The 20,197-nt window shown below is 70.3% G+C and carries 13 protein-coding genes; 3 read left to right on the top strand and 10 right to left on the bottom strand.

What is annotated here, in order from left to right:
- Nucleotides 1-13: 13 nt before the first annotated feature.
- The 8 genes from IPN03_16195 to gatE all read right to left on the bottom strand — a co-directional run bounded on the left by IPN03_16195 (nucleotide 14) and on the right by gatE (nucleotide 11,138).
- A complete protein-coding gene (locus tag IPN03_16195; protein ID MBK9375213.1) occupies nucleotides 14-442 on the bottom strand; it encodes a response regulator in 429 nt (142 codons plus the stop codon).
- Nucleotides 439-1,965: a PAS domain S-box protein gene (locus tag IPN03_16190; GenBank protein ID MBK9375212.1), complete on the bottom strand. Its 1,527-nt coding sequence runs from the start codon at nucleotides 1,963-1,965 to the stop codon at nucleotides 439-441. Before IPN03_16190 ends, IPN03_16195 begins: the two co-directional genes overlap by 4 nt.
- Before the next feature lie 205 nt (nucleotides 1,966-2,170).
- Entirely contained in the window at nucleotides 2,171-4,642 is a 2,472-nt protein-coding gene (locus IPN03_16185; protein ID MBK9375211.1) for a transporter substrate-binding domain-containing protein, read from the bottom strand.
- Between the two features lie 83 nt (nucleotides 4,643-4,725).
- A complete protein-coding gene (locus IPN03_16180) occupies nucleotides 4,726-5,103 on the bottom strand; it encodes a DUF4342 domain-containing protein (protein ID MBK9375210.1) in 378 nt (125 codons plus the stop codon).
- A gap of 34 nt (nucleotides 5,104-5,137) precedes the next feature.
- Nucleotides 5,138-6,748 (bottom strand): peptide chain release factor 3, encoded by a 1,611-nt coding sequence (locus tag IPN03_16175; GenBank protein ID MBK9375209.1) that lies wholly within the window; start codon nucleotides 6,746-6,748, stop codon nucleotides 5,138-5,140.
- Between the two features lie 88 nt (nucleotides 6,749-6,836).
- Nucleotides 6,837-7,790, bottom strand: a complete 954-nt coding sequence (locus tag IPN03_16170; GenBank protein ID MBK9375208.1) for an NAD(P)-dependent alcohol dehydrogenase — start codon at nucleotides 7,788-7,790, stop codon at nucleotides 6,837-6,839.
- 4 nt (nucleotides 7,791-7,794) lie between these two features.
- The gene (gatD, locus tag IPN03_16165; protein ID MBK9375207.1) at nucleotides 7,795-9,180 is read right to left on the bottom strand and encodes a Glu-tRNA(Gln) amidotransferase subunit GatD; all 1,386 of its coding nucleotides are present in this window, start codon (nucleotides 9,178-9,180) and stop codon (nucleotides 7,795-7,797) included.
- A 5-nt stretch (nucleotides 9,181-9,185) separates the two neighbouring features.
- Nucleotides 9,186-11,138, bottom strand: a complete 1,953-nt coding sequence (gene gatE, locus IPN03_16160) for a Glu-tRNA(Gln) amidotransferase subunit GatE (GenBank protein MBK9375206.1) — start codon at nucleotides 11,136-11,138, stop codon at nucleotides 9,186-9,188.
- Nucleotides 11,139-11,403: 265 nt separating this feature from the next.
- On the opposite strand from gatE, the gene IPN03_16155 reads away from it, so the two are divergent.
- Nucleotides 11,404-12,837, top strand: a complete 1,434-nt coding sequence (locus IPN03_16155) for an OmpA family protein (protein ID MBK9375205.1) — start codon at nucleotides 11,404-11,406, stop codon at nucleotides 12,835-12,837.
- Between the two features lie 999 nt (nucleotides 12,838-13,836).
- Here IPN03_16155 and IPN03_16150 read toward each other — a convergent pair.
- Nucleotides 13,837-14,574, bottom strand: coding sequence for a DUF481 domain-containing protein (locus tag IPN03_16150; protein MBK9375204.1), 738 nt, complete (start codon nucleotides 14,572-14,574; stop codon nucleotides 13,837-13,839).
- Between the two features lie 13 nt (nucleotides 14,575-14,587).
- The gene (mscL, locus tag IPN03_16145) at nucleotides 14,588-15,004 is read right to left on the bottom strand and encodes a large-conductance mechanosensitive channel protein MscL (GenBank protein ID MBK9375203.1); all 417 of its coding nucleotides are present in this window, start codon (nucleotides 15,002-15,004) and stop codon (nucleotides 14,588-14,590) included.
- Between the two features lie 145 nt (nucleotides 15,005-15,149).
- Here mscL and IPN03_16140 point away from each other — a divergent pair, with 145 nt between their 5' ends.
- Nucleotides 15,150-16,916, top strand: coding sequence for an amidase (locus IPN03_16140; protein ID MBK9375202.1), 1,767 nt, complete (start codon nucleotides 15,150-15,152; stop codon nucleotides 16,914-16,916).
- An 11-nt stretch (nucleotides 16,917-16,927) separates the two neighbouring features.
- Nucleotides 16,928-20,101 carry a hypothetical protein gene (locus IPN03_16135; GenBank protein MBK9375201.1) on the top strand — a complete coding sequence of 1,058 codons (3,174 nt, stop codon included), beginning with the start codon at nucleotides 16,928-16,930 and terminating at the stop codon, nucleotides 20,099-20,101.
- The last annotated feature ends 96 nt before the right edge of the window (nucleotides 20,102-20,197 follow it).

Below are 20,197 nucleotides of genomic sequence, written 5' to 3'. Positions count from 1 at the left end.
CCCCGGGCGCCGTTCAGCCGGGCGGCAGCGCGACGACCGAGAGCCAGAACGACGGGATGGCCTTGACGATCTTGGCGAACTCCTCGGCGCCGACGGGCTTGACGACGTAGCAGTTCGCATGGAGGTCGTAGGCGCGGACGAGGTCCTCCTCCGCGCTGGAGCCGCTCAGGATCACGACCGGGATCCTCCGCAGGTCCGGGTCCGACTTGAGCTCCGCGAGGACCTCCCGTCCGTCCATTCGCGGGAGGTTCAGGTCGAGGAGGATCAGGTCGGGGCGCGACGCCGATGCGTGCTTCCCCCGCCGCCGGAGGTAGTCCAGCGCCTCGACGCCGTCCTCAACGGTGTCGAGCTCCACGAGGACCTTGCTGTCCTTCAGGGCGAGCCGGGTCAGGAGGACGTCCCCCTCGTTGTCTTCGACCATCAGGATGCGTGCGGGTTTCATGCGGCGCCCTCCTCTCGATCGAGAAGCGTGAAGTAGATCGTCGTTCCCTGACCGGGCTCGGACGCGATCCAGATCCGTCCCCCGTGCCCCTCCACGATCTTCTTGCAGACGGCGAGGCCGATGCCGGTCCCGATGTGCGCGGCCGGGGCGTGGAGGCGTTGGAAGATCCTGAAGATGCGGTCGAAGTAGCGCCGTTCGATGCCGACACCGTTGTCCTCGACGGAGAAGAGCCACTCCCCGCCCTCGCGCCGGGCTGCGATCCGCACGAGGGGCGGCACGCCGCGGCGGTACTCGAGAGCGTTGCCGACGAGGTGCCGGAAGAGCGTGACGAGCTGGCGCGCGTCGCCGAGAACCGTCGGGAGCGGCTCGCGCGAGACCTCCGCCCCGATGCGGGCGATCGTCTCCTGGAGCTCCTCGAGAGCTTCGTCGAGGCACCTCGAGGTGTCGGTGGGAGCGAAGCCCGGGCCGCCATCGCCCACCCGGGCGAACGACAGGAGGTCCTGGATGAGCCTCTGCATCTGCCGGGCGTTCTCGGAGGCGATCCGGATGTAGGTGTCGGCGTCCTCTCCCAGCTTGCCGCGGTAATCCTGCGCGAGGCGCTCCACGAAGGAGGCGACCATCCGGAGCGGCTGCTGGAGGTCGTGGCTCGCGACGTAGGCGAACTGCTCGAGGTCCCGGTTCGACCGCATCAGCTCCTCGGCCGTCCGGCCGAGCTCGGCGGTGCGCGCCGCGACGAGCGCCTCGAGGTGGTCGCGGTGCTCCTGCAGCTCCCTCATCGCCTTTCGGTGGAGGGTGTCCTCGAACACGGTCGACCGGCTCATCAGATAGGTCCCGTCCGCGTCGATGACCGCGGTCGCGCTCAGGATGACGTGAAGAAGAGACCCATCCGCCCGGATCATGTCGAAGAGGAGGTCCTTGACCCAGCCCCGTTCCTTGAAGCCGGGGAAGTTCGCCCGGAAGACCTCCAGGCTCTCCGGGGTGAGGAGCTCCGTGAACTTCTTGCGTCCGACGATCTCCTCCCGCGCGTAACCGAGCCATGCGAGCTCTGTCGCGTTGATCCGGAGGAACGTCCCGTCCGCGTCGAGGGAGTGGTACCCGCAGGGGGCGTTGTCGTAGAGGTCGAGGATCTCCGCCGCCGTGCGCTGCCGCTCCTCCTCGGCCTCGCGGCGGGCCGTGACGTCGACGACGTGCGTCACGAGGTAGAGGGCCTTTCCCTCCCCGTCGCGCAGGAGACTCGTCGAGACGTCGGCCCGGACGACGCGGCCATCCCTGGCCAGGTAGCGCTTCTCGATCCGCCCGGACGAGGACGGGCCGTCGACGAGGCGCCGCACCATCTCCCAGCTCGCATCGACGTCGTCCGGGTGCGTCAGCGATTTCCAGTCGGAGTCGGCGAGCTCGTCGAGGGTATAGCCGAGCATCGTGGAGAACGCCCGGTTGACCCGGATGAGGTGCCCGGCCGGGGCGGTCACCGCCATGCCGATCGGGGAGCTGTCGAAGGCGGCGAGCGACCAGTCGGCAGCCATGGGCAGCGTCGGACGGGAGTGGGGCGAGCCCGGGGCGCCATCCGAGGTGCCTGTCGCAGCAGCCGGATGCCCTGGCTTCGACATAGAGGCCACACTCCCGAGCTGGAACCGGGCGGCGTTCGTGAGACGCCTCGAGGAACCTGCAAGCTTCTTCGTCAGGTATCAGGTGCCGCAGCGCGCCCGATTCCCGCAATCGGTAATTCTGTCACCGATCCAGGGCGGCCCGTCGACCATCCAGGCCAACGGTGGCGCGCGCCGGCCCGAGGGTGAACCAGAACGTCGCCCCTTCCCCAGGGCGGCCCGCGGCTCCGACCCTCCCGCCGTGGCGCTCCACGATCCTCTTGACGAGCGCGAGGCCGATGCCCGTCCCTTCGAACTCGTTGGGACCGTGCAGCCGCTGGAAGACGCCGAAGAGCTTGTGTGCGTACTCGGGATCGAACCCCACCCCGTTGTCCTCGACCGTGAGCTCTGGACCGTCCCCGCCTCCCCGGACCCCGATCCGGACCGTCGCGCCGGGGCGTCCCGCGCTGAACTTGATGGCGTTGGAGAGGAGGTTCTCGACGACGATCCGGACGAGCCCCTCGTCTCCCGTGACGGCCGGCAGGTCGGCGACCAGGACGTCGACGCCGGCGCGCGCCGCCTCGGCGGCCCTGTCGGCGACGACGGCCCCCACGAGCCCGTTGAGGTCGATCGGGACCGACTTCATGCCGGTGCGGCTCGCCCGGGAGAAAGCGAGGAGGTCGTCGATGAGGAGCCCCATGCGACGGGAGCTCGATCGCACGCGATCGAGGAGCCGCTTCCCCTCCTCGTCGAGAGCTTCGCTGTGGTCACTCTGGAGGATCGCCGTGAAGCCGTCGACGGCCCGGACGGGCGCCCTGAGGTCGTGCGCGACGGAGTACGAGAACGCCTCCATCTCCCGGACGGCGGATTCGAGCTCGGCGGTCCGGGCGTGAACGCGGCTCTCGAGCTCGGCGTTCAGCGCGCGGACCTTCTCCGCCTCCGCCTCGAACAGCGCCGTCTCCCGAGCGAGCTCCCGCGTGCGCGTGTCGACCTGGTGCCGCAGCGAACGGGACCAGAGGAACGAGCCGGCCAGGAGGACCAGGAGCGGGGCGACGATCGCCCCGAACCACCTCGCGAAGGTCGCGATCCCGGGCTTGCCCTCGTACGGGCCGAGCCATCGTTTCCGGATGGCCCGGTATTCGCCCGTCTTCCCGATCGCGGCCAGGCCTTCGGACATGGAGGAGAGGAGGCCCGAGCTCGCGGGGAGCGACGCGTAGCAGTATTCCGCCGAGAGGACGGGCCTCTCGGCCAGCCGGAGGCCCTTCCACCCGTGTTTCTCGATCCAGAAGAGGGCCGGCATCGTCGCGACGAGCGCGCAGTCGTGCTTTCCCGAAGCGAGGAGGCCGAGCGCCTCCTCCTGCGTCGCGACGCGGACGAGATGGTCGCCGAGCCCTCTCTCGATGGCCAGGTCCTCCATCACGTCTCCCGCCATGACCAGAATGCTCCGTCCGGAGAGGGACGCCAGGTCGGCGGGAACGGGAGCGCCCTTTCGCACCGCGATCGTGTGAGCGACCGTGGTGTGCGGCGGGGAGAAGTCGAAGACTTCGTCCCTCTCGACGGAATAGAACATCCCCTCGACGAGGTCGATCTCGCCGTTCTCGAGGCCCTTCCGGATCTCCTTCCACCGGCCCAGCCGGATCTCGACCTCGATCCCGGCGTGCCGGGCGATGGCGCGCGTGAGATCGACGTTGAGGCCCGTGGGCTGACCGTTGCCGTCCAGAAACTCGTAGGGGGGATAGTCCGCGTCCCCGCCGACGACGATCCTCCTTCCGGGGCGTTCCCGGGCCTCGACGGGACCGAACCACTTCGCCTGGAGCCGCCGGAACGTGCCGTCGGCGATGACGATGGCGAGGCCTTCGTTCAGGTCCGACAGGAGCTCGCGATCGCCCTTTCTCACCGCGAAGCAGAACTGCTGCGAGAAGTCGTCGAGGGGTTTCCCGACGGTTTTCAAGCCGTCGATCCTGGCGCTCCACATGAGTTGCAGCGCCAGGAGCTGTTGAATGACCACGGCGTCGTGCCGCCCCGCCGCCAGCTCCCGCAGCGCGGTCTCGAACGAAGGGAGGGGAACGATCTCGGCTCCGAGATTCGCGCGCTGAAGGTACTCCTCCGCGTTGTCACCTTTCAGGACGGCGACCTTCCGGCCCTTCAGGTCCTCCGGACCCCGGATCCGGTCGTCGTCGCGGCGGACGACGATGGTCCCGTGCATGGTGAGGTACGGGAACGTGAAATCGTAGACGGCCTCCCGCTCCGGTGTCCTGCCGACGAGGGGCAGCGCCTGGATCCGGCCCTCGGCCAGGTCCCGCTTGAGCCCGTCCCACACCCCCGTCCGAAAGGTGACGTCGCGGCCCACCGCGCGCGCGGCGGCCCGGAGGAGCTCTACCGAAAACCCGTCGGCCTGGTCCTTCCCCGCTGCGACGCAGTAGGGCGGGTAGTCGTTCTCGCAGCCGGCGAGAAACGGTGGGTGCGCAGGCGCTTCCGCCGGCGCGGCCCGCGCGGACGCCCCCGCCGCGCCGATGGACGCGATCGAAAAGAACCACGCCAGGCAACGGCCGGCCGATCGTCGCGTGGTGATCTCCCTTCCCCGTCGAACAGAACCATGGTAGCGCGTCGTGCCCACCGCCGTGCCCGAACGGTACTCGCGGCGGATGAGCGCGAGGAGGGCGATCGCGTCGCGGCGGACGCGGCTTTCCCTTCGGCCTGTCAGGTCTTCGCGGAGGGCTTCCGGCCGGCTGACTTGCGGGCGGGCTTCGGCGCCGGTTCCTCCGACTCTTCGGGTCCGTCCGGGGCGGCGGGACCGGCGGGAGCGTCCTGGACCCGCTCGACGACGAGCGTGAGCTTGGCGACGAGCGCGGCGAGCGCCCCGATCGCGGCCCAGACGGGGACGAAGACGGCCCCCGCGATTCCCAGGACGAGCGGGATCTCGAGAAGCGTCACCCCTTTCGCGTTGCGGATGACGATGCGCCTCACGTTCCCCTGGTGGATGAGCTCCTTGACCGTCGCGAGGAGCTTCTCGCCCGTCACCTCGACTTCCTCGACGCGAACCTTCGGACCTTTCATGGGATGCCTCCGCTCACTCATACGGGGCCGGACGGCCGAGGGTTCGACGGAGGGCCTATTTTGCCCGCGCCGGCTGGACGGCGGCGGCGAACGAGAGCTTCGGGTTCGTCTTCTTCGCCCGCTCGAAGTGCCACTCGCTCTCGAAGAGGACGAGGGGGCGACCTTCGCCGTCGGCGAGGAGCTCGGTGTGGCCCGGGTCGTCGAAGTCGCGCGGGACGAACCCCTCGGTCTCGATCCAGCGGGCGATCTGGTGCGGGAGGCGGACGAACGAGACCTCTGCGGCGTACTCGGCGCGCAGCCGGTGCTGGATCACCTCGAACTGGAGCGCGCCGACGGCGCCGAGGATCGGGTCGCGCTCGAGGCGGACCGGGTCGTAGAAGACCTGGACGGCCCCTTCCTCCGAGAGCTGGTCGAGCCCCTTCTTCAGCTGCTTCCTCTTCATCGGGTCGAGGAGGACGACGCGCGAGAAGAGCTCGGGGGAGAAGCGGGGAATCCCGGCGTACTCGACGACGGGGCCCTCGCAGATCGTGTCGCCGATCCGGAGCGAGCCGGAATCCCAGAGGCCGAGGACGTCGCCCGCCCACGCTTCTTCGACGAGCGTCCGCTCCTGGGCCAGGAACTGGAGCGGCTTGTTCAGCTTCAACGGCTTGCCGGAGCGCGCGTTGCGCACCTCCATGCCGCGCGTGAACCTGCCCGAGCAGACGCGGACGAAGGCGACGCGGTCGCGGTGCGCCGGGTCCATGTTCGCCTGGATCTTGAAGACGAAGCCGGAGAAGAAGGGGTGGGAGGGCTCGACGATCCCGGCCGAGGAGTCGCGCGGCGCCGGTGCCGGAGCCAGCTCGAGGAAGCGGGCGAGGAAGGGCTCGACGCCGAAATCGTTCAGGGCGCTCCCGAAGAAGACGGGAGTCAGCTCGCCCGCCAGGAAGAGCTGCTGGTCGAACGGCATCCCGGCCGCATCGAGCATCGCCAGCTCCTCGACGAGGCGGGCGTGGGCCTCGGCTCCGAGCTCGCCCGCGAGGGCGGGGTCGGCCAGGTCGAAGGTCTCGGCGGCGAGCCTGGCCCCCTTCGTCTCGCCCCGCTCGTAGCGGAGGAGCTGCTTGTGCCAGCGGTCGTACACGCCCTGGAAATCCGTCCCGGAGCCGATGGGCCAGGAGGCGGGGGAGCAGGGGATGCCGAGGACCTTCTCCACCTCGTCCATCAGGTCGAACGGGTCGCGCCCGGCCCGGTCCAGCTTGTTGACGAACGTGACGATCGGGATCTTCCGGAGGCGGCAGACCTTGAAGAGCTTCACGGTCTGCGGCTCGACCCCCTTGGCGGCGTCGATGAGCATGACGGCGCTGTCGGCGGCGGCGAGGGTCCGGTAGGTGTCCTCGCTGAAGTCGTTGTGGCCCGGGGTGTCGAGGAGGTTCACGTGGCACCCGGCGTACGTGAACTGCATGACGCTCGTCGTGATGGAGATGCCGCGCTCCTTCTCCACCTCCATCCAGTCGCTCGTGGCGTGGCGGGTCGCCTTGCGCGACTTCACCGACCCGGCGAGGTGGATGGCGCCGCCATAGAGAAGGAGCTTCTCCGTCAGCGTCGTCTTGCCGGCGTCGGGGTGGCTGATGATCGCGAAGGTGCGGCGGCGGGCGATCTCGGCCGCGAGGGAGTGGTGCGGGTCGGTCATGCTGTTTCCCGTGCGGTCCTGGGGCCGGCTCGGGTGGCGGAATGTAGCACTCGGGGCCGGAGGGCCGTCGGGCAGCGGCCCGGCCGGCTCAGGCGACCCGGACGACGGTCTTGCCGGTGGCGTGACCCGCCGAGAGGTCCGAGAGCGCCCAGGCGGCCTGGTCGAGCGGGACGACCTTCCCCACGACGGGCTTCAGCCTCCCCTCCTCCACCCATCTCACGAGCTGGGCGAGGTCCTCTCCGCGCGGCTTCAGCATCACCCACCGGCAACGCTTCCGGAAGCCGAACGGAGCGCGGATGGAGGCGCCGAGCGACGCGAGGAACGGCCCGGCGCCGGGAAGCGTCGTGACGTAGACCCCCTCGCGCGCGAGGACCCGGGAGCACTCACCGAACGTCCGGTTCGGGACGACGTCGAAGACGACGTCCCACTCGTCGCGGGCCTTCGCGAAGTCGGCCTTCCGGTAGTCGACGAGGGCGTCGGCACCGAGGTGAACGAGCGCCTCGAGCTTCGCCGCGCTCGCGACCGCCGTCACGTGTGCGCCGAGGATCTTCCCGATCTGGACCGCGAACGTCCCGACGCCCCCGCCGGCGCCGTTCACGAGAAGGCGCTGCCCCGGACGGAGTCCCGCCGCGTCGCGGAGCGCCTGGAGGGCGGTCTGCCCCGCCGCGGGCACGGCGGCGGCCTCCTCGAAAGACAGCCCCGCGGGCTTCTTCGCGACGTGAAGCGCCGAGACGGCCAGCTTTTCCGCGACGGCCCCGGCGGAGGGGCCGGTCGAGACGAGGACCTCCTCGCCGACGCGGAAGCCGGAGACGCGGGAGTCCATCGCGTCGACGACGCCGGCGGCTTCCCAGCCGGGGACGAACGGCTTCTTCGGAAAGACGAGGAAGGGGAACTTCCCCTCGACGATCTTCCAGTCGGCGGGGTTGAGCGCGGCCGCGACGACCCGGACGACGAGCTGCCCCGGGCCGGGACGCGGGTCGAAGACCTTCTTCACGACGCCGTCGCGCGGGTCGCCGTGCCGTTCGTAGCAGAGGGCTCTCACCGCTTCACTTCCAGTGCCCCCGGACCCACTCCTCGGTTTCGGGGAGGCCTCCCTGCATGACGAGGTAGCCGTTGTGCGGCTCGCGCGGGGTGATCTCGTGGGCGATCGGCGTCGTCATCATCCGCATCACCTCGGCGTGGTCGTCCGTGTGGCCGAGGACCCAGGAGAGCTTCATGAGCGCCGTCTCGGGAATCATGTTGTCGAGGGGGACGATGCCGATGTCCATCAGGTCGCGCCCGGTGTCGTAGACGTACATCTGGGCGAATCCCCAGATCGTCTGGACGGCCATGACGACGTGGACGTTCGCCTCGGCAGCCCGCTTCAGCGCGGGGTAGAGCGGCTTGTTGACGTGCCCGAGGCCCGTCCCCGCGATGACGATCCCCCTGTAGCCCTTCTCGACGAGGGCGTCGACGAGGTCGGGCTTCATGCCGGGGTAGTAGTAGAGGATCGTCGTCCGGTCGTCGTAGACCGGGTCGATGACGGGGACGCGCGTCTTGTCGCGCCTCCGGAAATCGTCGTTCAGGATGGTGAACGAGGTCGGGCTCACCATGGCGAGCGGGATGTCTCCGATCGTCCGGAACGTCGAGCGGTAGGAGCTGTGCATCTTCCGGCAGCGCGTTCCCCTGTGGAGGAGGCCGTAGCGGTCGGACGTCGGCCCGAACATGCAGATCATGACCTCGGCGATGTCGGAATAGGCCGCGGTCCTCACGGAGTGGATCAGGTTCAGCGCCGCGTCGGAGGACGGGCGGTCCGACGAGCGCTGCGAGCCGACGAGGACGATCGGCACGGGGCTGTTCTGGACCATGAACGAGAGGATCGCCGCCGTGTGCCCCATCGTGTCGGTGCCGTGGCCGATGACGATGCCGTCGGCGCCGGCGGCGATCTCCTCGCCGATCGCGTTGGCGAGGACGATGTAGTTCTCCATCGCCATGTTCTCGGAGAAGACCCCGAAGATCTTCTTCGTCGTCAGGTTGCAGATGTCGGCCAGCTCCGGCACGGCGCCGTAGAGCTCGCCCGGCGTGAAGGCGGGGATGACGGCGCCCGTCCGGTAGTCGAGCCGCGAGGCGATCGTCCCGCCCGTCCCGAGGAGCGTCACCTTCGGCAGCGTCGGCCGCGAGGGGAACGCCTTCTCGGGGATCTTGTACTTGGCTTCCTTGTACCCGACCTCGATCACGTCCACGAGGCGGTCGACGTGGAGGCCGACGTTGTAGCCGGTCTTCAGCTTCATCACGACGTGGAGGTCGTCGAACGACTCGCTCCTCGGGAGGATGACTCCCTCGAAGACCGAGCCGGCGTCGTTCGTCGCGCGCACGTCGCTCCAGACCTTCACGTCGAACCTGATCAGGACCTCGCGCGCGTGGCCCTTGTAGCCCTTGAGGGGGTCGTTCATCTCGTTCACGCGCGCACCTCCGGTCCCCTGGCGGCAGCGGAGGTGACGGCGGCCTCGACCACCGCGGCCGGGACCCGGCCGAGGAGGCCCGGCATGAGTCCCGCGAAGGCGAGGCGGCGGACGAGGTCCGCGTCGTCCTTCCGGTACGCCTTTTCCGCGGCGGCGGCGAAGGCCGCGGGAATCCCCGCGCGCCAGGCAGGGGGTTCCTTCCCGAGGGCCCGCTCGGCGAGGAGGGCGCCCACGGGGCGCGCCGGCTGGGCCGCGACGGCGAGGACGATGAGCTCCCACGCCTGCTTCAGGACGGGCGTCTCCACGAAGGCGCGCAGCAGCTCGGCCCAGCGTTCCTCCCCGATGGCGTCGACGGGGACGGAGGCCCGGCGCAGCCCCTTCAGCCTCTCGCCGAAGAGGAACGCGACGTCGCGAACCGGTGCGCCCGTCTCCTGTGCGAGGCGATCGACGAGGGCGGCGCCGCCGCGGCGGATCAGGAAGTGCGCCGTCGACACAGGGACGCCCACGGCGGTGTAGCGTCTCTCGCGATCCCAGGGGCGCTCGGCCAGCGTTGCCTTCAGGCGAGCAACCCGTTCGCGCGTGACGCGCGTCGGCGGGCTGTCGGTGTCGGGATACATCCGGTCGGGGCCGGGGAGGATCCGCTCGAAGTCGGTCGACCCGTCGACGAACGGCTGCCGGGTCTCGTTCGGGACCCCCTGCGTCGCGTCGACGTAACGGAGGCGGATCTCCTCGCAGGCGGTGACGGTGTCTTCCTCCGGGCCCCAGACGACGACGATCGCGTCGTCCGGGCCGCAGCGCAGGCGCCCGCGGAGGCGCTTGAGCTCGGAGCGGGTGCCGCGCGCGTCGGGCCACGCCTCGGAGTGGAGGAGGTTCGGGATCTGGTCGAGCCCGGCGATGACGCGGACCCGCCCCGCGAGCTCGTGCGCGAAGACGTGCTCGGGCTGCGTGGGCCAGGAGAGCGTCCCGGCGAGGCCCGGGAGGCGCGCCGCGCGGACCCGGTACGGCCCCTTCCCGAGCTCGAAGCCGGGGCGCATCTTCTCCGTCTCGACCCAGCGCTCCCACGCCGCGGGGCTGAGGTACGGGATCTCGGTCCCGTCGAAGAGCTGCGTCACGTCCTGCGACTCGACGCGGAGCGAGGCGGCATCCGTGAAGCCGCGGCGGTGGAGCTCGTCCCGGAGCTTGAGGAGGTTCACCTGCCGCCACGCCTCTCCGTGGACGAGGCGCGGCGCCCAGCCCGCCTTCGGGACCCCCTTGATCTCGACGCGGCGTCCTCCGCGGACGGAGACGTTCACGTCCTGGCGCGAGGCGCCGAGCCCGGTGCGGACGTGCCCCGTCGACCGGCAGACGCGCCCGACGAGGAGGATCGCCTCCTCGACCTCTTCGGGCGTCCGGAGGTCGGGTCCCGTGACGGTCTCGATGAGCGGCATCCCGAGCCGGTCGGCCCTCCAGACGATGCAGTGCCCCCGGTCGCGCACCTCGCGGCAGGAATCCTCTTCGACGGTCACCTGGGTGACCGAGAGCGTCCGCCCGCGGAACGGGATCTTCCCGTTCACGCCGACGACGGCCGTCCGCTGGAAGCCGGTCGGGATCGAGCCGTCGAGGTACTGCTTCCGCGCGATGTGGACCTCGTCGACGATGTCGCAGCCGAGCATCAGGCACTGCTCGATGGCGACGTCGATCGCCTGCTGGTTCACGAGGAACGGGGGCGTGTCGTCCATCTCGTAGGTGCAGACGTTCTTCACGTTGAGGAGGTAGACGATGTTCTTCTTCGTCTTGAACTCCATCAGCGCGGTGCCGTCGTACTCGCCGAGCTCCGAGAGGGTCGGCCGCATGTGCCGGAGGACCGTCCCGTCGTGGGTCTCGGTGTAGAGCCCCGCCGGGCAGCGGCAGAAGAGCTTCGTCGGGGTCAGGAGCTGCTGGTGGACCTCCAGTCCGCAGACGAAGCCCACCTCAGCGTAATCGAGGGTTGGAAGCACCGGCCCCCCTTCCCGCTCGCGGGCGGCAAGGCCCGCGGCGAACGGAGCATCTTAGCCCCGCGAAGGCTCGCCCGGCCGGCCCGCACCGTGGGAAGGGGCACAGCCGGGGCGCCGGAGGAGTGATCGGGGGAAGAGTTCGTCCGCCCCCGGCCAACGCCGGAAGAAGTAAGATGCCACGGCCAATGTGTTCACCCGCCAGATGACGAAAAGTCACCGGCTTTCTTGAAGGAGTTGCCATATGAAGCGTTCCGTCGTTCTCGCGGGGGCCGCCGCCCTTGCTCTCGCCGTCGCCACGTCCGCCTCCGCGGCCGAGGTCAAGCTCGCCGGGGTGACCTTCCCCGAGGGCAAGAAGATCTCCGTTCCGTTCACCCGGACCGCGATCGCCCCGAAGGCTGCCACCCTCGAAGGCACGATGCGGATGGAGAAGGGGCAGGTCGACGTCAAGCTCTCGTGGAAGATGATGGAGCCCGCGGTCATGTTCGCCGGGAACATCACGACCTACAACGTCTGGGCGGTCACCGTTGACGGCCGGCCCGAGAACCTCGGCGAGCTCCAGGTCCGGGAGAAGAAGTCGGGCGAGGGCAGCTTCCGCACCGGGAAGGTGACCTTCGCGATCATGGTGACGGCCGACGTCCTGCCCGGCACGGTCATTCCGAGCGAGCTCGTCCTCTTCACGTCGGGGAAGGTCGACCCGACGAAGGCGAAGAGCGAGGAGTTCTCGGTCGAGACCTCGAGCATGATCGGGGAGTTCACGCGGCCCGGCAACCCGTCGATCGCCGACCTGACCTACGCGGCGAAGGGATCGGAGCCGATCGAGCTGCAGCAGGCCGACAAGGCGTACAACCTGGCCGTCGAGCTGAAGGCCGAGACCGTCGCCGCCAAGGAGATGGAAACCGCCAAGACCCAGCTCGCGCAGGCGCGCAACTCGGTCAAGGGCGGCTCGTCCAAGGCCGTCGTCGACTACTCGAGGCGCGCCCTCGACAGCTCCGGCACGGCCGTGCGCCTCAAGGTCCAGCAGATCCTCGACGAGCGCCTCGCGGCCGAAGCTGCGAGGGTGCGTGCCGCCGAGGAGAGGAAGCGCCAGGAGCTCGAGGCCGCGAAGGCCCAGGCTGCCGCGGCCGAGGCCGAGAAGGCGCGCATGGCGGCCGAGGTGGCCCGCCTGAAGGCCGAGCAGGAGCAGCTGAAGGGCAGCATCCGCGACGCCGTCGGGCAGTACATGCAGGTCGAGGAGACGGCCCGCGGTCTCGTCGTCAACATGGCCGACATCCTGTTCGACGTGAACAAGTACACCCTCAAGAAGGACCCCGAGCTCGCCCTGGCCAAGGTTTCGGCCATCCTCGCGGTCTTCCCGAAGGTCCAGGTCCGCGCCGAGGGCTTCACGGACACGTCGGGCAAGGAAGAGCTCAACATGAAGCTGTCAGCCGAGCGCGCCCGCACGGTCGCCGACTTCCTGGCCGCGCAGGGCGTCGCCGCCGAGCGCCTCACGCACGCCGGCTACGGCCCGGCGAACCCCGTCGGCGACAACGCCACGGCCGAGGGCCGCGCGAAGAACCGGCGCGTCGAGCTGATCCTGAACCAGGGCCCCGTGACGGCCACGCCCGGCGGAACGGTCGCCCCGGAGCGCCCGGCCAAGAAGGCGGCGAAGCCCGCCGCCAAGCCGGCCGCCAAGTAATCCCGGCTCTCTCTACAGGTTTTCCAGCAACGACGAACGGGGCCGCGACAGCGGCCCCGTTCTCATTTGTTCGCCTGGCACGGGTCTCCGTCCCTCGGCAGCAGACGAGGAGAGGAGACCGGAGAGACGCCCCTCGACTTCGTCGTGCCGCACCAGTCGCGGACGGGAGGGATATCCCGCCCTGCCGGGGGCCTGAGCTCGCGCGGCCCCCCCCCCCCCCCCCCCCCCCCCCGCCCCCGGGTCGTGCATGGCCCGCGCGCGCGACCCGCATCGGCCCCACTGCGCGGGCCGCCGGGGCGAGCGCAAACTCCTCGCTTCGCTCGTCGGACACGTGCGCTCGCCTGATCCGGCGGCCTGCTCGTGGAGCCGTGCGGGGCCCCGCACGTGCTCACGTGGCGCTCGCGGGACACCCCTCCCGCCCGCTTCAGAACCCGGCAAGGCGAACACCCTGAAGGGGGTTTCGCGGCCAGCGGCCAGGGTCAATGGGGTCAGGTCTTGATTTTCTGTTATAGCGAGCGCAGAGTGTAGAGCGTAGACCAGACCCCGCGACCCGCGGTTGAAGCTCGCCGGCCGCGGGTGGGGTGGTACGTCTCGCGAGCCGACCTCGAGCACGCACGGGGACCCGCTCGAGCTCGCGAGGAGCGGGCGGGGATCAGGCCCGCGCGCGTGTTTGAGAACGATGCCCCCCCGCGGCCCCGGCCGGGGGGGGGGGGCGCGGGCCCCCCCCCCCCCCCCGGGGGGGGGGTCGCGCGGGCCCCCGCCCGGCCGCAGCGAGCCCGGAAGGCGGGCGCGCGCAGCGGCGGCCGTGAGACGTACCGCCCCGCACGCGGCCCCCTGTCGAAGCGACGTGACGGTGAAGCTGGAACTTCCCCGCTCCCGCGGTTTCCCGGCTTCTCCCGCGTCAGAGAGAGTCTGGAAGGACGCGGCCGCGCGTCGGGGGGGAGCGGAGGTGCCGCCACCTCCGCCCCCGGTTCCGATCCGATCCGGGCTCGATGCGGACTAGAACTTCGCGACGAGGGCCGCGATGAAGGCCGTGTCGGTCTTGTCGAGCGTGACGACGGCGGGCCGCGTCTTGTGGTCGAGAAGGTAGGCGAGCTTCAGCTCGAGGATCTTCGAGATGGAGGTCGTGAAGCCGACGTCGAAGTGGTAGTAGGCGTCGCCGGTGTCGTTCGACTTCCAGAGTCCCGAAGCCTTCTGCGTGAAGGAGACGGTGGGCGAGATCTTCCAGGAGAACGCCTCGCCCGCGCGGTAGGCGCCGCTCGAGGTGGCGTCCTGCCCCTCGAACTTCTCGAACGCGCCGCCGAAGCCGGCGGATGCTTCGAGCGTGACGGTGTCCGTCTTGACGAGCTTGTAGCCGGCGCCGGCGTTCGGCGAGACGATGTAGTCGACCTGGGCGATGGCGTCGCTCAGGTAGGCGACTTCTCCGTAGACGAAGAAGCGGTCCGTGAAGGAGTACTCGTCGCGGGCGAAGGCCGTGAGCTTGTCGGAGGTCGTCTCCCCGTCCGCGTCGCTCCGGAGGTAGAGGCCTCCGAACTTCAGGACGTTCTTCGTCTTCGGGTCGTACTTGAGGTCGAAGCCGACGTTGTAGCTGTTCGCGTCGCTGTTGCCGGAGCTCATCGAGAGGCCTGCGCCGAAGCTGCCGTGCCAGCCCGGCTTCGGTTCGTCGGCGGCGGTGGCGCTGAGAGTGGCGGCGAGAAGGGCCGCGAGGGGAAGGGTGAGCTGGAGCTGTTTCTTCAAGCCCTGAGTCCTTTCACTGCTTCTTCAGGAGGTCGCGGATCTCGACGAGGAGCTTCTCCTCGTTCGAGGGCTCGGGCGGGGCGGCCGGGGCAGCGGGCGCCTCGCGCTTCAGCCTGTTGATCTGCTTGATGACCATGAAGATCGCGAAGGCGATGATGAAGAACTCGAACGCGGTGTTGATGAAGACGCCGTAGTTCAGCGTCGCGAGCCCTTTCGCCTTCGCGTCGGCGAGTGAGGCGACCGGCGTCCCCGAGAGGTTCAGGAACAGGTTCGCGAAGTCGACCTTTCCGAGAAGCAGTCCGATGGGCGGCATGATGATGTCCGCGACGAGGCTGTTCACGATCTTGCCGAACGCCCCGCCGATGACGACGCCGACGGCCATGTCGATCACGTTTCCCTTGATCGCGAATTCCTTGAATTCCTTGAGCATTGGTACTCCTGTTCTGCCTCGGGCTGCGACGTTCCCGGGCGCGCCCCTCATCATCTACGCGCGACCGGAGGCGTGTGAGCGGCGAGAGCCCGTGTAATTTAGCATCGGATCCGTGGAACGTGCGGAAAACGCTTGGGGGGAACGCATGGCAGAGTCCGTTCGGAACGTGGACCAGGGCCGGCGCCGGCTCGTGGGGCTGCTCGCGGGGGCGGGCGCGGGAGCGGCCGTCTTCGGTCGGGCGCTCTCGGCGCTCGCGGCGGGCGGGACGAAGGTGACCGCCGAGATGGTGAAGCAGGCGGAGTGGGTCTCGGGCGTGGCGTTCTCCGACGAGGAGCGGGCCCTCATGCTCGAGGACCTGAACGAGACCGCCGAGGGGATCGCGGCGCTGCGCGAGGTCGTCCTCGACAACGCCGTCCCCCCCGCGTTCACGTTCGGGCCGAACCCGGGCGCGCCCAAGCCGGTGCCGGACACCTCCGCGCCGGCCCCCCGCCGGGAACGCCCCGCCACGAGACCGGCCTCGGACGACGAGCTCGCGTTCTCCACCGTCCGCGATCTCGGCCGGCTCCTGCGCGCGAAAAGGATCTCCGCGACGGAGCTGACGAAGCTCTACCTCGCACGGCTCGCGAAGTACGACCCGGTCCTCTCGTGCGCCGTGACCGTGACGTCGGAGCTCGCGCTGGCGCAGGCGAAGCGGGCCGACGAGGAGCTCGCCGCGGGGAAGGACCGCGGCCCCCTCCACGGCATCCCGTGGGGCGCGAAGGACCTGATCGCCGTCCCCGGCACCAGGACGACCTGGGGCTCCGTGCCGTTCAAGGACCAGACGAGGCCCGAGACCGCGACGGTCTACCGCAGGCTCGAGGAAGCGGGCGCCGTCCTCGTCGCCAAGACCGCGGTCGGCGAGCTGGCCTGGGGCGACGTCTGGTTCGGCGGGACGACGAAGAACCCGTGGAAGCTCGACCAGGGCTCGAGCGGCTCGTCGGCGGGCTCGGCGTCGGCGACGGCGGCCGGCCTCGTCGGTTTCGCCATCGGGACGGAGACGCTCGGGAGCATCGTCTCTCCCTGCACGCGCTGCGGCGTCACCGGCCTGCGCCCGACCTTCGGGCGCGTCAGCCGGCACGGCGTGATGGCGCTCGCCTGGACGATGGACAAGGTCGGCCCGATCGCCCGGTCGGCCGAGGACTGCGCCCTCGTCTTCTCGGCGATCGAGGGGAAGGACGCCCTCGACCCGTACTCGGCGGACGGCCCGTTCGCGTGGCCGCCGCGCCGGAGCCTCTCGGACCTGACGATCGGATACGTGGAGGAGCTTTTCGAGGAGGAGCGGGGGAAGAACGCGAAAACGGACGCGGAGAAGGCGCGCGCCGCGGAATGGCGGCAGATCGACCGGCGGAGCCTCGACGTCCTCCGGCAGCTCGGGGCGAGGCTCGTCCCGCTGAAGCTCCCGTCGAAGACCCCGGCCGGCCCTCTCTCGCTCATCCTGACGGCCGAGGCGGCGACCGCGTTCGACGCGCTCGTGCGCGACGGCCGCGTGAAGACCATGGTGCGGCAGACGGCGGACGCCTGGCCGAACGTCTTCCGCCAGGGACGGCTCATTTCGGCCGTCGACTACCTGAGCGCCCAGCGGGCGCGGACCCTTCTGATGCGCGAGATGGACGAGAGCCTGTCGGGCGTCGACCTGTTCGTGGCGCCGACGTACGGTGGCAGCTCGCTCCTCATGACGAACCTGACGGGGCACCCGTGCGTCGTCCTGCCGAACGGCTTCAGGACGGCGGACGGGACGCCGACGAGCATCACCTTCACCGGGAAGCTCCGGGGCGAGAGCGACCTGCTCGCGGTGGCCGACCTGTTCCAGAGGGCGACCGACTTTCACTCCCGCCGCCCGAGGCTCCAGGAGGCGCCGGCGACGAAAGGGTGAGAATCGCAGGGATGTCCTTCCGGCGGCTCCTCGCGTGCGGCGCCTTCGTGACTCTGCTTCTGGGTGCCGGGGGCGCCCGGGCGCTCGACCCGTCCACTCCCCTTTCCCAGTACGGCCTCGACGCCTGGCAGGACGGGCTTCCCCAGAACAGCATCCACTCGATTCTCCAGACCCGTGAGGGGTACCTCTGGTTCGGAACCTACGAGGGCCTCGTCCGCTTCAACGGGGTCTCCTTCGTCGTCTTCGACACGCGCAACACGGCGGCGCTGAAGAGCAACAGCGCCTGGGCGCTCCTCGAGGACCGTCTCGGGACGCTCTGGGTCGGGACGCTCGGTGGTGGTGTCGTCCGTTCTCGCGGGGGGGTCTTTTCCCGCTACGGCGAGCGGGAGGGGCTCCCGTCGGAGTATGTGTGGGCCCTCTGCGAGGACAGCGGCGGCACCCTGTGGGCCGGCACCGACCGCGGGCTGGCCCGGTTCGACGGGACGACCTTCCGCGTCGTCGCGCTCCCGGGGGCCCCCGAGAGGCCCTCGATCAGCAGCCTCCTGGGCGACGCGGCGGGCGGCCTCTGGATCGGCACGGCGGCGGAAGGGCTCCTGCACTGGGACGGGAAGAAGGTCCGCCGGATCCACCCGACGGAGGGCCGTCCTCCCGGCGCCGTCTACTCTCTCGCGCCCTCGCCGGGCGGGGTCGCCGCGGCGTTCTACGGGCTCGGACTCGTGGAGGTCGGCGAGGACGGGACCGTGCGGATCCGCGGGAAGAGGGACGGTCTCCCGAGCGACCTCCTCTGGTCCCTCCACCGCGACCGCAACGGAGCGCTCTGGGTCGGGAGCGACGGGGCGGGGCTGGTCCGGATCTCGAAAGAGCGGATCGAGTCCTTCAGCGCGGGCGATGGGCTCTCGCACCCCTTCGTCCGCTCGATCGCCGAGGACCGCGAGGGGAGCGTCTGGATCGGGACGAACGGCGGCCTGAACCGCTTCCGCGACCGCAAGGTCCTCGTCTACGGAGCGCGCGAGGGGCTCGCCGACCAGAGCGTCCGCTCCGTCGCGCGGACCACCGACGGGACGCTGTGGGCCGGGACCGACTCCAGCGGTATCTGGGCGCTTCGCGGGGAGCGGTTCGTCGTCCCGCCCGAAGCCGCGGACCTGCGCGGCGTGCCGATCCGCTCCGTCGTGGCGGCACCGGGGAACGTCCTCTGGATCGGGACGAACGGCGCCGGCCTCATCCGCCTCGCGGGCGGGAAGCTCACCCGCTTCACGAAGAAGGACGGCCTCCCCTCCGACATCGTCTACGCGGTCGCGGTCGATCCGAAGGGGGACGTCTGGGCCGGGACCTACGGAGCGGGCGTGGCGCGGTACGACGGGCGGACCTTCACCGTGATCGATCGCGCGCGCGGCCTCCCCCGCGACGTGATCCGCTGCCTTCTCGCCGGCCGCGACGGCGCGATGTGGATCGGTACCGACGCCGGGGGGCTCGTGAGGCTGATGGACGGCGTCCTCACCGTCCTCGACACGCGGCACGGCCTGGCCGCCGACGTCGTCTTCTCGCTTCACGAGGACGCCGAGGGGCTCCTCTGGATCGGTACGGCGGGCGGCCTGTCCGTCCTCCGGCGGGACGGGAGCCTGCGCTCCGTCGGCCTGGCCGACGGGCTTCCCGACGAGAAGGTCTTCCAGATCCTCGAGGGGGACGGTGGCGGCCTCTGGATGACCTCGAACAAGGGGATCTTCCGTGTCTCCCGCGCCGACGTTCTCGAGAGGATGGCCGGGCGGCGCGGGCCGTTTGCGGCCCTCTCGCTCGGGCGCTCCGACGGCCTGCCGGCGGCGCAGTGCAACGGTGCTTCGTCCCCGGCGGGCCTGGGCGACGCCGACGGGCGCCTCTGGTTCCCGACCTTGAAAGGCCTCGTCGGCGTCGACCCGGCCCGGCTCCGCTCCAACGCGATGGCTCCTCCGGTCGTGATCCACCGCGTTCTCGTCGACGGCCGCCCCGTGGCGGGCGTCTCGCCCGTGGAGCTGCCGCCGAGGACCGGGAAGATCGAGATCCACTACGACGGCCTCAGCTTCCAGGCTCCGGAGAAGGTCCGGTTCCGGTACCGGCTGGAGGGGTTCGAGGCGTCGTGGGTCGACGCGGGGACGCGCCGCTCGGCCTTCTACACGTCCCTCCCGCCGGGCGACTTCGTCTTCCGCGTCGTCGCCGCCAACAACGACGGCGTCTGGAACGAGACGGGGGCCCGCTTCGCCTTCCGGCTGAAGCCGGGCCTTCACCAGAGGCTCGGCTTCAGGGTCGGGGCCGTCGTCGTCCTCCTCATCGCCGCAGGGACCGGCTACGCCCTCCGGATGAGGGGCGTGAGGGCCCGGCACACGGAGCTGCAGCGCCTCGTCGACGAGAGGACGCGGAGCCTGGTGGCGGAGATCCAGCGGGCCGAGGAGCTGAGACGGCAGTCCGACGGGGCCCTGCGCGAGGCGGCCGAAGCGAATCGGGCCAAGAGCCGGTTCCTGGCGAACATGAGCCACGAGCTCCGGACGCCGCTGAACGCCATCCTCGGCTACGCCGAGCTTCTCGCGGACGAACCGGAGGTCGCCGCGAGCCCGAGGGCGCTGGAGGACGTCGGAAAGATCCGCGGCGCGGGCGGCCACCTCCTGCAGCTCATCGGCGACCTCCTCGACCTGTCGAAGATCGAGGCGGGCCGGATGGAGGTCGTCGCCGAGACGTTCCTGGTGGAGGAGGTCGTCGAGGAGACCGCACGCACCGTGCGCCAGCTCGTGGAGGCCAACCGGAATCACCTCGTCGTGACCGTCGACCCGGACGCCGGGCGGATGACGTCCGACGCCTTCCGCCTCAAGCAGGTCCTGTTCAACCTTCTCTCGAACGCCGGGAAGTTCACCCAGGACGGCACGGTGGAGCTGCAGGCCAGCCGCGTGCGTGGCCAGGGCGCGGACGTCCTCGTGTTTCGCGTGGCCGACACCGGAATCGGGATGAGCGCCGAGCAGCTCGAAAAGGTCTTCACACCGTTCGTCCAGGGCGACGCCTCGCTCACCCGCCGCTTCGGCGGCACGGGCCTCGGCCTCGCGCTCTCGCAGCACCTCGCCCGGGTGATGGGAGGGGGAATCTCGGTGTCGAGCGCCGAGGGGCAGGGGACGACCTTCCTCGTCGAGCTCCCGGCCGAGGCCCCGTCGCCGCGCCCGGCGTGACGTCGGTCACATTCGCGGTCGCGGCGTAAACGCCGATACGACCGCGTGCGTCGATACGGGCAACCCACCGAAATCGGCGCCGGAAACACACCGACC

Source organism: Holophagales bacterium (genome assembly GCA_016719485.1).
Classification (GTDB): domain Bacteria; phylum Acidobacteriota; class Thermoanaerobaculia; order UBA5066; family UBA5066; genus UBA5066.
Note: the sequence above shows the minus strand (reverse complement) of the source record. Positions and strands in the feature narration are given on the sequence as shown.

Excerpts from the sequence above, each read along its gene's own strand:
- IPN03_16180 (MBK9375210.1), bottom strand. The coding sequence starts at position 5,103 with ATGAGTGAGCGGAGGCATCCCATGAAAGGTCCGAAGGTTCGCGTCGAG.
- IPN03_16155 (MBK9375205.1), top strand. The coding sequence starts at position 11,404 with ATGAAGCGTTCCGTCGTTCTCGCGGGGGCCGCCGCCCTTGCTCTCGCC.
- gatD (MBK9375207.1), bottom strand. The coding sequence starts at position 9,180 with ATGAACGACCCCCTCAAGGGCTACAAGGGCCACGCGCGCGAGGTCCTG.
- mscL (MBK9375203.1), bottom strand. The coding sequence starts at position 15,004 with ATGCTCAAGGAATTCAAGGAATTCGCGATCAAGGGAAACGTGATCGAC.
- IPN03_16190 (MBK9375212.1), bottom strand. The coding sequence starts at position 1,965 with ATGGCTGCCGACTGGTCGCTCGCCGCCTTCGACAGCTCCCCGATCGGC.
- IPN03_16175 (MBK9375209.1), bottom strand. The coding sequence starts at position 6,748 with ATGACCGACCCGCACCACTCCCTCGCGGCCGAGATCGCCCGCCGCCGC.
- IPN03_16195 (MBK9375213.1), bottom strand. The coding sequence starts at position 442 with ATGAAACCCGCACGCATCCTGATGGTCGAAGACAACGAGGGGGACGTC.
- IPN03_16135 (MBK9375201.1), top strand. The coding sequence starts at position 16,928 with ATGTCCTTCCGGCGGCTCCTCGCGTGCGGCGCCTTCGTGACTCTGCTT.
- IPN03_16140 (MBK9375202.1), top strand. The coding sequence starts at position 15,150 with ATGGCAGAGTCCGTTCGGAACGTGGACCAGGGCCGGCGCCGGCTCGTG.